Source organism: Flexibacter flexilis DSM 6793 (genome assembly GCF_900112255.1).
Taxonomy (GTDB): Bacteria; Bacteroidota; Bacteroidia; order Cytophagales; family Flexibacteraceae; genus Flexibacter; species Flexibacter flexilis.
Genome location: NZ_FOLE01000008.1, coordinates 171,063 through 184,749 on the forward strand (window position 1 = coordinate 171,063; position 13,687 = coordinate 184,749).

At 43.1% G+C, this 13,687-nt stretch carries 9 protein-coding genes; 5 read left to right on the forward strand and 4 right to left on the reverse strand.

Annotated features, from left to right (window positions below; all coding sequences use genetic code 11):
• Positions 1–88 precede the first annotated feature (88 nt).
• Both BM090_RS13470 and phhA read left to right on the forward strand, forming a co-directional pair.
• Positions 89–1,063 (forward strand): DUF1987 domain-containing protein, encoded by a 975-nt coding sequence (locus tag BM090_RS13470; protein WP_091514097.1) that lies wholly within the window; start codon positions 89–91, stop codon positions 1,061–1,063.
• A gap of 252 nt (positions 1,064–1,315) precedes the next feature.
• The gene (gene phhA, locus BM090_RS13475) at positions 1,316–2,068 is read left to right on the forward strand and encodes a phenylalanine 4-monooxygenase (protein WP_091514133.1); all 753 of its coding nucleotides are present in this window, start codon (positions 1,316–1,318) and stop codon (positions 2,066–2,068) included.
• An 86-nt stretch (positions 2,069–2,154) separates the two neighbouring features.
• Here phhA and BM090_RS13480 read toward each other — a convergent pair whose 3' ends face one another.
• The 3 genes from BM090_RS13480 to ispE form a co-directional block, all read right to left on the reverse strand.
• Positions 2,155–3,315: a hypothetical protein gene (locus tag BM090_RS13480; RefSeq protein WP_143083977.1), complete on the reverse strand. Its 1,161-nt coding sequence runs from the start codon at positions 3,313–3,315 to the stop codon at positions 2,155–2,157.
• A gap of 184 nt (positions 3,316–3,499) precedes the next feature.
• Complete coding sequence (locus tag BM090_RS13485; protein WP_091514140.1) at positions 3,500–6,982, reverse strand: CHAT domain-containing protein; 3,483 nt, start codon at positions 6,980–6,982, stop codon at positions 3,500–3,502.
• A 261-nt stretch (positions 6,983–7,243) separates the two neighbouring features.
• A complete protein-coding gene (gene ispE / locus BM090_RS13490; RefSeq protein ID WP_091514144.1) occupies positions 7,244–8,077 on the reverse strand; it encodes a 4-(cytidine 5'-diphospho)-2-C-methyl-D-erythritol kinase in 834 nt (277 codons plus the stop codon).
• Positions 8,078–8,342: 265 nt separating this feature from the next.
• On the opposite strand from ispE, the gene BM090_RS13495 reads away from it, so the two are divergent.
• Together BM090_RS13495 and BM090_RS13500 are read left to right on the forward strand one after the other, a co-directional pair.
• Positions 8,343–9,890: a GH3 family acyl-acid amido synthetase gene (locus tag BM090_RS13495; RefSeq protein WP_091514148.1), complete on the forward strand. Its 1,548-nt coding sequence runs from the start codon at positions 8,343–8,345 to the stop codon at positions 9,888–9,890.
• Positions 9,891–9,999: 109 nt separating this feature from the next.
• A complete protein-coding gene (locus tag BM090_RS13500; RefSeq protein WP_091514153.1) occupies positions 10,000–10,776 on the forward strand; it encodes a TIGR00266 family protein in 777 nt (258 codons plus the stop codon).
• An 81-nt stretch (positions 10,777–10,857) separates the two neighbouring features.
• Here the strand turns inward: BM090_RS13500 and kdsA are convergent, their stop codons facing one another.
• A complete protein-coding gene (gene kdsA, locus BM090_RS13505; RefSeq protein ID WP_091514322.1) occupies positions 10,858–11,667 on the reverse strand; it encodes a 3-deoxy-8-phosphooctulonate synthase in 810 nt (269 codons plus the stop codon).
• Positions 11,668–11,816: 149 nt separating this feature from the next.
• Here kdsA and ispH point away from each other — a divergent pair, with 149 nt between their 5' ends.
• Positions 11,817–13,673 (forward strand): 4-hydroxy-3-methylbut-2-enyl diphosphate reductase, encoded by a 1,857-nt coding sequence (gene ispH, locus BM090_RS13510; RefSeq protein ID WP_091514157.1) that lies wholly within the window; start codon positions 11,817–11,819, stop codon positions 13,671–13,673.
• Positions 13,674–13,687: the final 14 nt, after the last annotated feature.

Consider the following 13,687-nt stretch of genomic DNA (forward strand, 5'->3'; position numbering starts at 1 on the left):
TGATTTTTGTAGAATTTTTACAATTTATATACAAATACAATTTAATATTTTGGTTGTTTTGGTTACTTTCGTGGAAATTTAACAGCCAATGGAAGCCATTATATTAGAAAAGGAAACGTATCTACCCGCCGTCGTTTTAGATGCTCAAAACGAACGCTTTGAATTTATGGGCAAATCTATTCCCGAAAATGCTTCCGAATTTTTTGCCCCTATTCTTGTGTGGATAGATAATTACATAGTTATTCCCAATGAAGAGACGAATGTAAAATTTCATTTGGAATACTTTAATACCAGCACGTCCAAGTATTTACTGGAAATCATGCGTAAGCTGGAAAAATTGTATCAAAACACAGACAAAGCAGTAATGATTAGCTGGTTTGTGGAAGATGGCGATACGGATGTGGAAGAAGCGGGTTTGGATTATAAAGCTATTCTGAAAGTTCCGTTTGAAGTAATTACGGTTGATGCAGACGGTAGCATAGTGAATGTAATAGAATCTACGACACCTCCCCGAAATGGCGTAACAGCGAATACGGCAAGGCCATCGGAATCTATTCCGCAAAATATTCGGGATTTGGCCAAAGAGCTACTCAATATGGGCGACGATTTGCCGCCGCTCGTGCCAGCCACAGTACATCATGCCGAAACAGTGGCCAATGATACCGCCGCCGCCGATTTGGACGTAGTAACGTCTATTTCGGACAGGTTGCAGAAAAAACTGAATCAGGCTAACGAAACGTTGCAACAGCAAGCCGAAGAAATTCGACAAATCAATCAAGATTTGAACTTCAAAAACAAAGAACTACAAGAAACGGTGGACGCGCTGACCAAAGCACGTGCAGGCCGCAGGGCTGCTACCATTGTGTTATTTATTGCCGTGGGGCTTTTCATTGTGTCGGAGGCCATCGAATGGGTAATCGAGAACATGACCCAAAACGTGTTGGCAGTATATTGGGTGATTTTGATCAAACTCCTCATTGCGCTTTTGCTTAAACCAATAGAATCTGTATTGGAAACCAATATTTTACAACACAATGCCAAAGCATCCGTACAAGAAGACTAATTTTTGTATGATAAAAAATTTGCTTTTGTGATAATAATCAATCATCTTGCTTACATGAGAAACAACAAGACTACATATTACTGCTATTATTACACTTGCGGCCAAAAGCTCGGAAAGTGCGATACGGTGTACGTGTAGCGTTTTGATTTTTATTCGACGATACTAAAGATACTACCAAAGAGGCCATTTCCGAGCAAGGATTTGGCCTCTTTTCTTTTTGACATTCAATCATTTAACTATTTCAAAAATCCCATGAATTTATTACAACAACAGTACGACGGTTACACGCCCGAAGATTTTGAAGTTTGGCGCATCTTGTTTGAGAGACAAATGAAACGTTTGCCCGCCGCCGCTTCTGCCGAGTACCAAGAATCACTCAAACGCATTGGCTTTACGGCAGACCGAATCCCGCATTTCGACGAAGTGAAAGAACGTTTAGCGGATTTTACGGGTTGGTCGTTGGCCGTAGTGCCTGGCATTGTGCCCAATGACATTTTCTTTAATCTGTTGCTAAACAAGCAGTTCCCCGCTACTACCTGGTTGCGCAAAATGAGCCAATTGGATTATCTGGAAGAACCCGATATGTTCCATGACGTATTCGGACACGTGCCTTTGCTTACCAACACCGCATACACGGACTTTTTGCAAGCCGTGAGCCGCATTGCGCTCAAGCACTTGGACAGCGAATTGGCGATTGAAGTACTGGGGCGTGTGTATTGGTTTACGGTGGAGTTTGGGCTTATCCGCGAAAACGGCCAATTGCGTATCTATGGCGCGGGGATTCTCTCCTCTGGCGGCGAAACGGAATATTCACTTTCGGACGTACCGCGTCATTTGCCCTTTGATATTGAGGAGATTATGCGCAGCCCTTACCGCAAAGACGTTTTCCAAGAAAAATATTTTGTGATAGACAGTTACGAACAACTCTATTTGTCCGTTAGTACTATAGAGCAAGTTTTGGATAAAATGCTCCAAGAGGAAGCCTTAGAAGCCAAAAGCGAATAAACGCTTTCCTTTTGAATAAACAAATCGCCCCTACGAAGTTAGTAAAATGGTTAGCTACTAACGGATTAGGGGCGATTTTGTGTTTATTATTGATTCAAATAATTTGTAATTTCTGCATTAGATTGGTTAGTATGCACTCTAACATCATCTATCAAACGGTCTATTTCTCTGCGAGATTCATCATCTTCGTATAAGGGTTTAACATTTGATAAATAATTGATGATTATATTCGCTTTGGTGTCATCGTATAATACAGACTCGGCTTGGGGATTTCTTACCAAACTTGTAGTCATCCCAAGAACAACATTTTCTATAAAATCAATCGTTTGTACCGCGAAATCATAAGTAATGCGCTCTGATGGTAGTCTGTCGCTTAACTGATAGTATAAATCTATGTAATGTTGCCCATTGTTTCCATTAGTCAATACATTATCTCGAAAATCATACAGATTTGTTAGTAAATCATCATGATTGTTCCCTTCTACATGGACTACATCGTTAATTCTACAAACAGTGTTATCTGGATTTGCACATAGAACTGGAGGCTGAATGAAAAAATAAAATTTACAATCCCCAGCAGAGCTCTCACAAGGCCTCTTACAATATTTCACAGGACCTCCTCCAGGAGCCATTGGAGTATTTATTTTATTTAACTCTCTTTTTATAACCCATTGCAAATAGTCTCGTTTATTATTACTATTGTTAGGCACGATTACATTTCCCATAAAACCAATAAAAGAATGCATTTTTTTGAAGTTTATGATACCGATATCGTAAATATCATTAGAGGAAATATAATTACTTGATAAGCGGTATTTAGGGTATTCCACTAATTTAGAATTCTTATATGCAAATAGTCTTGTATTTATTTTATTTTTATTTTTTATATAAAATAAAACACCTAAAAAATTATTATTAGTTAGACTGTCTTGATTTTTTATAAACTTATCCAAATAGATAGAATACATTACAATACTATCTTTATTGGGTATTAATTTATTTAAATCAAATCCATCAAACACTAAATTAGTTGTATTCAAATTTTTAATGCCACTTCCATCAAGATATGAGTAGTTGTATAGTGTATCTACAAATAATCTCAAATTAAGGGTTTTGTTAGGAAATTTTATATTGACAAAACTATAGTTCTCCGACATACAAGAGGTACAAGAAGTTTCATTTACTTTGTTACAAGATTGTAGTAAAGTAAAGATTGTTACAAAGAGTAATAAACTAATTTTTTTCATTTTAATAAAGTTTAAATATGTTACCTATCTAACTTTGAAATGGAGTAGATAGGAATTTAACAGCCCATTTTTATATAAGACGTTTCTCGAAAGGAAAAAGGGTGACACGCTTTGAAAAAAGTTTTCCACATTCATAAAAAAAGCCGCAAATGCGGCCTTAATCAACTGTATTACAGTAAATTAATTATCTTCCTTGCAAAATAAACGCCGCCCAAAAGAAAGGCGAAGCCGTTTGCGGTTGGCCAATGAGTTTGAGTTTGGCGGCGCGTAAGGCTTCGGCGTTGTTGGGTTGCTGGGAAAGTTTCCTGAACATGGAAATCATTAGTTCGGAGGTCGATTGGTCGGCTACTTGCCACAAAGACACCACCACGCCATTTGCTCCCGCGTGAAAAAAGCCCGTAGCCAAGCCCGTAAGCCCTTCGCCGTTCACTTCCTTGCCAAGTCCCGTTTCGCAGGCTGAGAGCACCACCAATTTAGCGTTGAGGCGCAAGCCATACACTTCCCCCGAATACAAAACACCGTCGTCGTATTTGTTGCCTTCTTGCGAAAGAATGATACCCGCCGCGTCGGTGGCGTTGTGGTCGGTACAGAAGCCGTGTGTCGCGAAATGCACGTATTTGTAACTGTCCAAATCCATGCCTTTGAGCTGTGTTTCGTGCGCTTCGCCGAAAGTATAAACCTTGGTTTTGCCTTGTTGTTGGGTAAAAATCTTCTCCACCGCCGCCACTTCCGTCGCTGTTTCGGGAATTGGGGCAATGGTTTCGTTTCTTAAATAACCGCGCACGCCGTTTTCGTTGGTTTTTAGCGGCCTGAAAATGCCCGTTTGTTCTTTTACCTTACCCACGCCCGAACCTTCCGCAAACACAGGCGCAAAGGCCAAATAATCATTCGGGGCATTACGTTCGTTGCGCGCCGTAAGTTCTGCCAATACCGCCGCCGAACTCGCGTACCGTACCGTGTGGCTTTTGAGCAAATAATCCAAACGGCTGTAATCCTGCTCATTGCTTGTGTATTCTTTGGTCAGTAGCACTTCAAACGGCAACTGGTTTAGTTCGCGGTCGGCCACAATGATAAGGTCTTTGCCCGCGATAAGTCCTTCTACGGGTGCAAGCAGCGTTTTGTAAAGTTCGTGGGCTGTTTGGGTAAAATATCTGAACGTCGGGTAAAGTCGCAGTGCTTTTTCGCTGGCGATTTGCTTGCGCAAAAGCCCCACATCGTAGGCCAAAATATTTTCTTGTGGCAATACAAAACTTTGAATCTGGGTGCGCGTGGCCGCAAACGCATAAATCGAATCTTTGCCTACATAATATTCTATCAAGGCTTCATTTTCTTTTAATAAATTATGCTTAATCGCCTTCAAATCAATGGTTTTGTTGCTGTAACGCAAGGCGTAGTATTTCGGATAATTTTTCTCCAAATTCTTTAGAAAATAATTGTACTCACGGCGAATTTCGGCCAATGCCACACCGTAACGCATTAGTTTTACGCTGTCTAAGGCTTCTTTGTCGGCGGCGTGTTCGCTGAGTTGGCGTTGCAGATAATCGGCGGCATTTTTCAAACGGTTTTCTTGTGCTTGTACCGAATCGGGCAAACCTGAAAAACGCACGGCGTTAGCGTCCTGAATGGCATTGAGCAGTGTTCCCGCCTTGCTTTTTTCGGCTACGGCCATGCCTCTATACAAAAAATCATCGTTTTGGGTAATGCGTTGCAGACCTCGCGCCGTGCGCAAAGCCTTTTCGTATAGCCCCGAACCCGCATTGCCAATGTACAGGCGCATATATTCCGTGTCGTAGTTGTTGCGCATAATGCTCAGTAGCGCGATGGCCGTTTCGTAGGTCTCGAAGGCCGCCAACAAATCTTGTTGCTTGTGTGTGGCGGCGTATTGCGTTTCTAAGGCTTGCCCTTTGTCTGAGAGCAACAACAATACATCCAAGGTCGGGGCAAGTTGCTCTGCTTTGGGATTGGTGTAAATGTCGGGGTTATTGAATGTTTCGGACGAAGAACGTAGGCCGTTTTGCAGTTGTGTGAGGGCTTGCGCGGTTTTGCCTTGCATCAAATGTACAACGGCTATTTCGTGATACACGCTGGCAAGTCTTTCGCTTTTTTCACCAAAAACAGGACGCACGCAAGCCTGCGCCGCCTCCAAACTAACCAAAGCCTTGCTATACTGTTTGTTATAAATGTAGGATTTTCCCAAATTCACATACGAATTTTGTAATTGCAAATGCTTTGCGCCCAAAATGCCTTTCTTGATTTGTACGGATTTTTCAAAATACTGTTGCGCCTTCGCGTAATCCTTTAAGCCATAGTACGCGCCGCCGATGTGATGGTAACAAGTGGCTGTTTGCAAATTGTTTTCCCCATAGGATTTTTTGACAATCACCAAAGACTGCTCAAAAAGCTCTAAAGCCTCTTTGTATTTGGTTTCGGCCAAAAGCACCAAGCCCAACAAATTGTAACTGTTCACCAAACGCACGTCGTCAGCTTTAAGCGTAAAGCCTTGTATTTTAATGGCTTCTGCGAAATATTCGGCGGCGCGAATGTGGTTGTCTTGTCTGAGGTGCAAAACCCCGATGTTAAGAAAATCTGTGGCGATTTCGGGGTGATTGCGCGTGCCAATTACGGCCTCATCTATCTGCAAGGCTTTCTCCAAACACAACACGCCACTCTGAAAGTCGCCTTGTTCTGCGTAAATGATGCCTAATTTGCTCATATTCGCCGCCAATGGCACACTTTGACCTTCGGTCTGCATTTGAATCTGAACGGCCTTGAGCATCAAATTTTCGGCTTGTTTGTAATCGGGTTTCTCGGCATAGGCCGAAGCCAAACCCGCATAAGAGGCGGCGGTTTCGCGGTGGTTGTCGCCAAATACGGCTTGGTGAATCTTCAGGGCTTTGTCAAAATACTCAATGGCTTTATCCGTTTTGCTGCCTTCCAAACAAGCGTAACCCATGTTTCGGTAGGTTTTGGCTACATCGTTGCTGTTGTCGCCATATACTTTTTGCCTGATTTTGAGGGCTTTTTCTTGCTGTTCGAGGGCTTGCGCCAACTTGCCTTGTTGGGCATAAGCCACGCCGATGGCATTGTACAAATTGGCGGTTTCGGGGTGTTGCTCTCCCAGAATCTGCCGAAAATCCGCCACAAGCTCCTGATAAATCCCGATAGCCAGTTCAAACTCACCTTTGCGGTCGTAGGCCATCGCCAAATTGCCGCGCGTATAGAGCAAACTCGCGTTGGTTTTGTCTAAGAGTGGTGTCCAGATGGCAATGGTTTGTTTGTAGTCGGCGATGGCTTGGTCGTAGTGTAGCAAGTGCATGGCGGCCTGTGCGCGGTTGTTGTAGGCCATGCCTACGCTCGTGTTGGCTTGTCCGAGTTTGGCCGTGCCTGTCTTGATGGCTTCATCAAATACTTTAATGCCTTCTTCGGTTTGGCCAAGCTCCACGAAGTTCCAGCCGCGCCCATTTTGACACGAAACGTATTTTTGCCAAGCGTTTTGGGCGGCGTACAGTTTGGCGGCCTTCTCAAAGTCCGTGTTGGCTTCCTTGAATTGCTGTTGGTCGGTTTTGCGCAAGGCCGATTCGTAAAGCGCGTCGGCTTCCGATGTCTGAGCAAACAGAAAAGTATTGCTTTGTAGTATAATTAAAACAAGAAAAAATAACTTCTTCATGTAAGTAAAGGGCTTTTGTTCGGCTAAAAGTATGTTTTTTCTTACCAAACGCCAATCCTACATTTGTGTTAGATTTTTAGTTTTAGATAAATGAAGATACCACGCCTAACGGCGTTAAGGACGTGTTGTAATTATTTGCTACAAAGATTTCCAATCCTAACGGATTTATTTCAAAATCTATTAAAGCCCTTGGGCTTGTTATCTTTGTAGCAATCTATATTTTTAATAAACAAACGCCGTAGGCGTGACATCTATACAAAATTATTCTAAAATCCCTGCCCAAACGCTGTATTGTTTTTGCTCGAAATGTGCTAATACAGAGTCATTTACACTTTTCTCTAAAATCCCGAAGACTGCCGAACCCGAACCCGTCATGCTCGCATACGCCGCCCCAAATCCATACAAATCTGTTTTTAGGTCAGTGATTTGCGAATATTTGGCCGCTACGCTACCTTCAAAATCATTCTGCACGGTTTCACGCCACGTTTCAAGCGGAGCTTTAAGCAAAACATCTAAAGCCGTTGCGGGTTGCGTGGGTTTTACGCCGCTGTACGCTTCGGCAGTGCTTACGTGCAAACTCGGATACACAATCACGATATATTTTCCAGCCAACGACAGCCCCAACGGACTAAAAACGTCGCCTTTTTCGGTGGCTAAAGTGGGTTTATTTTCTACAAAAAAAGCGCAATCGCTGCCCAATTTTCTGGCATAATCTTCTAATTGTGAGTTATTTAAACCTAAATTAAAGAGTTGGTTTAAGCCTTTGAGTGTAAAGGCCGCATCGGAAGAACCGCCACCCATGCCTGCCCCAATCGGTACGTTTTTGACCAAATGAATATGTACGTCGGGTAGCGCGGGAAAGTCTTTTTTGAGGGAATAATACGCTTTCAGGCACAAATTATCGGCGGTTGCGCCTTGTATGGGCAAACCTTCGTAACTGAAAGTAGTTTGCTCGACCACGCTGATTTGTATCTCGTCCGCCCAACCGACAGGGTAAAAACAAGACTCAATGTCGTGGTAACCGTCGGGGCGTTTGGCCGTAATGTGTAGCCCAATGTTAATTTTGGCGTTGGCGCGTAAGGATATTTTTTGCATTTAATATAAAAAATATTGAATAATAATTATTTCAAAATTACAAAAAAAGATGTAATAAAAAAATTAAGTAAAATTTATTTGATAGGTAATAAACTGATAATCATTTGGATATACGCAATACTGATTTACAAATTCTTACGTTTTGGTGAGCAAACGCACAATAAATACTAAATTTGTTTTCGATAAAAAGAATTTCAAAACCCCGAAAGTTGCAGGAAGGAAAGCAACGACGTTTTACCAATTTTTTACATAAGAAACAGATAATATGGCCTTATTGGGTGCTTTATTAAAAAAAGGTTTAGCCATTCGCAAACGCGCCGAGCGTAAGCCCAAACCTCCTTTTGTGTTGCAGAAGAAAGAGTTGAACAAGCTACTTTTCAAAGCCCAAGACACTGCCTTTGGTCGCGCCTACCAGTTCGATAAAATCATTGATTCGATGTACGATGCCGACCCTCATAAATTTTATGAAGAATACACCAAACGTGTGCCTATATTCACTTATAACGAAATGTTTACGAAATGGTGGCACAGAGCTTTGGAAGGCCAAGAAGACGTTTGTTGGCCGGGCAAAACCATGTATTTTGCCTTGAGTTCGGGCACTTCGGAGGCGGCTACCAAGCACATTCCCATTACGAAGGCCATGACCAAAGCCATACAGAAGACCAGTATCCAACAAATTTTGTCGTTGCCGTCTTACAACGTTCCTAACGAAGCGTTTGAAAAAGGCGTGTTAATGCTGGGCGGAAGTACCAAACTTACCTACAAAGGTCCGTATTTTGAAGGCGATTTGAGCGGCATTCAGGCCAAACAATTGCCGTTTTGGTTTCAGAGTTTTTACAAACCTGGCAAGCAAATCGCTGAAAATCAGAACTGGGCGAAGAAATTAGACGAAATTACGCTTCAAGCCAAAGACTGGGATATTTCCGTAATTGTGGGTGTTCCTGCGTGGATTCAGCTTTTGATGGAAAAAATCATAGCGCACTATAACGTAAAAACAATCCATGACATTTGGCCGAATCTGACCATTTACACGCACGGCGGCGTTTCGTTTGAGCCGTACAAAAAGGGTTTTGAATCGCTTTTGGCCAAGCCTTTGCAGTACATGGAAACCTATTTGGCTTCGGAAGGTTTCATTGCCTACCAAGCACGCCCCGAAGACAAAGGAATGTCTATGTCGTTGGGTAGCGGTATTTTCTTTGAATTTATCCCGTTTACGGACGATAATTTCAATGCCGACGGCGATTTGGTGTCTAATCCCCAAACGCTGATGATAGACCAAGTAGAAGAAGGCAAAGATTACGCGCTGCTGCTTTCGACTTGTGCGGGCACGTGGCGGTATATGATTGGTGATGTAATTCGTTTTATTGATAAAGAAAAGGCCGAAATCGTAATTACAGGCCGTACCAAACACTATATCAGTATGTGCGGCGAGCATTTGTCCGTAGAAAATATGAACAAAGCCATTCAGCTCACTAACGAAGATTTTAACATTGATATTCGCGAATTTGCGGTGGCTGGCGTGCCACACGGCAATTTGTTTGCGCACCAATGGTACATTGGCACGGACGACGAGGCTAACGCCGATGAGCTGATTCAGAAAATAGACAAATACCTGAACGTACTTAACGACGATTATCGTGTAGAACGCCAACACGCTTTGCGTGATGTGTCAGCTAAAGTATTGCCTACCAGCGTGTTTTATGACTTTATGCGAATGAGAGGCAAAGAAGGCGGACAAAATAAATTTCCGCGTGTACTCAAAAAACAAATTCTGGCCGATTGGGAACAATTCCTCAAAGACAGAAACCTATAACAAAGCCAAAGGCGGTGAGATTTTACATTTCGCCGCCTTTTTTTATTTCATTTTTGGGAAAATGCTTTTATCTTCGTTGTAGTGTTAGGCATTAAAACAAACAATAACAATGCGAAAATCTCAAGAAATCGAGTACAAAATCATTGGTGATGACATTCAGATTGTAGAAGTAGAACTCGACCCACAAGAAACCGTTGTGGCGGAAGCGGGTTCGATGCTTTACATGGAAGAAGGCATACAGTTTGAGGCCAAAATGGGCGATGGTTCTAATCCGCACGGCGGCTTTTTTGACAAATTAAAGGCTGTCGGCTCGCGTATCATTACGGGCGAATCGCTTTTCATGACACATTTTACCAATCAAGGCCACCGCAAAAGTAAAGTTGGTTTTGCGGCACCTTACCCTGGTACGATTATCCCCGTAGATTTGCAAACCGTTAAAGGTCAGTGTCTTATTGTGCAAAAAGATGCTTTTTTGTGTGCCGTGTTGGGTACAAAAGTGAGTATGCACTTCAATCAAAAGATTGGTTCGGGCTTTTTTGCGGGCGAAGGTTTTATTTTGCAAAAATTACAAGGCGACGGCATGGCATTTGTTCACGCTGGCGGCACGGTGATAGAAAAACAATTGAACAACGAAACCTTGCGCGTGGATACGGGTTGCGTGGTGGCTTTTGAGCCGCAAATTTCGTTTGATATTCAGCGCACTGGCGGACTTACGTCTATGTTTTTCGGTGGTGAAGGAATGTTTTTAGCTACGCTAAGCGGCACGGGTCGCGTTTGGTTACAGTCTATGCCAATCAGTAAACTGGTACAGGCACTCGCACCGCACGGCAGTAACAGCCACAAAGAAAGCGGCGGCATTTTGGGCAACTTGCTGGATTCTGATTAGTATTTTTCTTTGTTAAAAAATATGCAAAAAAGCCTTTAGATGTGTATCCAAAGGCTTTTTTGGTTTGTATAAAATATATTTTTACTGTACTGCTTTACGGATTTTAACCAAAACCGTCAAAAGCTCTTCCAACTTGTCCAGATGCAGCATATTGGCACCATCGGATTTGGCTTCGGCTGGGCGTGGGTGCGTTTCAATGAACAAACCGTCTGCGCCTACGGCAATCGCTGCCTTCGCAATCGTGCCAATAAGTTCGGGTTTGCCGCCCGTAACCCCCGACGATTGGTTGGGCTGTTGGAGCGAGTGCGTTACGTCCATGAGTACTGGCACTTTGTTTTCTTGCATATCTGGAATGTTACGGAAATCAACCACCAAATCCGAGTATCCGAAACTATTGCCCCTGTCCGTAAGAATAATGTTAGGGTTGCCCGATTCGCGGATTTTGTCCACTGCAAAGCGCATGGCCGAACCCGACAGGAATTGCCCTTTTTTCACGTTAATGGTTTTGCCTGTTTTGGCGGCAGCCACCAACAAATCCGTTTGGCGGCACAAAAACGCAGGAATTTGCAACACGTCCACGTAAGCGGCGGCCATGGCGGCTTCTTCGGCGGCGTGAATGTCCGTTACCGTCGGAACGCCAAAGTGTTTGCTTACTTCAGCCAACACTTGAAGTGCTTTTTCGTCGCCGATACCCGTAAAAGAGTCTAAGCGCGTGCGGTTGGCTTTGCGGTAAGAGCCTTTGAAAATCCAAGGAATCTCTAATTTGTCCGTGATTTTCTGAATGCGTTCTGCTATTTCAAAAGCTACTTCGCGGCTTTCGATGGCGCAAGGCCCTGCCATTAGCAAGAAATTGCCTGATTCTGTGTATTTTAATTGAGGAATTGCGTACATTTTTTGTTGAACTAAATAAAAAATTTGGGGTTTACTGTATGGGCAAAGGTAGTTAAAAAATATACCTTGCCAGCAACTAACCATTGTTTTTGTATCTTTGTCGGCTGCTACCCCCAAAACATTTGGAAAAGGCGCAAAGTTTATCAGACATGACATCAACAGAAGAATTTGTAATATTAGTAAATGCCGCTGATGAACCTCAGGGGCTTATGGAAAAAATGCAAGCGCACCACGAAGGCAAGTTGCACCGTGCTATTTCCGTGTTGATTTTTGACCGAAATAACCGTATGCTTATTCATCGCAGAGCCGCTACCAAATATCATTCGGCTGGTCTTTGGACAAATGCTTGTTGCAGCCATCCACGAGAGGCCGAAACCAACGAAGCCGCCGCGCATCGCCGCCTACAAGAAGAAATGGGTTTTGATTGCGCGTTGTATGAGCTGTTTACGTTCACGTATCGCGCCGATGTGGGACACGGACTCATTGAACACGAACTTGACCATGTTTTTGTAGGGATTTATGAGGGAGAAATTCACCCCAACCCTGCTGAGGCCGACGCTTACGAGTATGTTTCTTTGGAGAAACTGGAAGCACGTATGCAGGCCGAGCCGCATACTTTTACGGAATGGTTTAAAATCATTGTTCCGCAACTGACTGATTATCTGCTAAAAATTCCGTATTTGGGTCAAAAAAATATTTCGCGAGCATTCAAACACAGCAAAGCGCAGGAATATGAAATGAATTTTGCCAATTCGCCACTATACCAAAGTCAAATTTGTACGGCTCTCAAACAAACGTTGCGCCGCCAAGAAGGAAGTGCAGGCTCTGCGGGTTTGCTGGATTTTGGAGCTGTTAAATATTTGGTAGCCAGTCATTTTGGTTTTTGTTTGGGCGTTTCTAATGCCATAGATATTGCGTACTCTGCCCTTACGGAAAACCCCGACAAGCGTATTTTTATGCTTAGTGAGTTGATTCATAATCCTTTCGTCAATGAAGATTTGGCGCGTCGTGGACTTTCGTATTTGCAAAATGAAAAAGGCGTAGCCACCAAAGCCCCAGACGGAACACTGCTTTGGGATAAGATAGAAGAAAATGATGTCGTGATTGTGCCTGCCTTCGGCGCGACCAACGAAGATAAAACAAAATTGATTCGTAAAGGATTGAATATCACGTATTACGATGCTACGTGTAGGCTCGTGGAAAATGTTTGGAACAGAGCCAGTGATTACGCGCGCAAAGGTTTTACGGTGATTATTCACGGAAAATTTGAACATGAAGAAACACGCGCGAGCTTTTCGCAAGCGGCGCAATATGGCCATGTGCTGGTAGTTCGGGATTTGTTCGAGGCGCAAATCGTGGCAAATGTGATAGCTGGTGCGCCTGATGCAATTGATGATTTCAACCAATATTTATTTGGTCGTCATTCGGAAGGTTTCGAGCCGCTCAAGCATTTGGAAAAAATAGCCCTCGTAAACCAAACAACGCTATTGGCTTCCGAAACGCTTGAAATTTCAGCACTTTTCAAAAAAACACTGACCGAAAAATATGGTGCGGAACAAATTAATCAGCATTTGGGCAGAACGCAAGACACGCTTTGTTATGCCACAAACGTAAACCAAAACGCCGCCGCCAAGCTCTTCGACAATCAAGGAGATTATGCTTTTGTGATTGGTGGAAAAAATAGCTCTAACACCTCGCAGCTTTACAAAATGGCGCAACAGCAATTTGGAGATAAAGCCTATTATATTGAAAGTGAGATAGATATACTTTCGGCGCACGAAATCAGGCATTATGATTATGGCCAAAAGAAAACGGTCATTGCTTCGTTTTTGCCTGAAACGCCAATCGCCGCCGCGCCGCCTAAAATCCTGATTACGGCGGGAGCTTCTTGTCCTGATGGCATTATTCAGCAAGTAATCGTGCGTATCAATTCGTTTTTTGCGCCGTCTGCTTTGCGCGACGTGTCGGAAGTGTTACAGGATTTAACGCAACAAGAAATTTCTTAGTTTAAATAACAAAA